The following is a 254-nucleotide window of genomic DNA, read 5'->3' as shown; positions in this document are numbered from 1 at the left end:
ACGAAGCTTCGTCATAAAATCAGAATTCGGGACGCTCGCAGTCTTAATCTTAATATTTTTATGCGAAGCATTAAAATCCTTCACCATTGCATCAAAGGTATCGGCATTAGCGCCATCCCAATAATGCCAAATGGTAAGCTGTGTTGAACCATTAGCGTCGGATGATTTTGCACTACCACACGCACCTGCGCTAATAATCATTGCAGCAGCACCGATTAATGCACATATTTTTGTAAGTTTCTTCATTGTAACCT

At 40.6% G+C, this 254-nt stretch carries 1 pseudogene; it reads right to left on the bottom strand.

What is annotated here, in order from left to right:
* Positions 1–201, bottom strand: a pseudogene (locus tag QP437_RS10785) (hypothetical protein); the annotation flags it as partial.
* Between the last annotated feature and the right edge of the window lie 53 nt (positions 202–254).

The sequence above is a fragment of the Haemophilus sp. UMB1048 genome, assembly GCF_030218125.1.
In the GTDB taxonomy this organism is placed as follows: Bacteria; Pseudomonadota; Gammaproteobacteria; order Enterobacterales; family Pasteurellaceae; genus Haemophilus_D.
The sequence above is the reverse complement of the archived record's forward strand: the minus strand, read 5'-3'. Positions and strand labels throughout refer to the sequence as shown.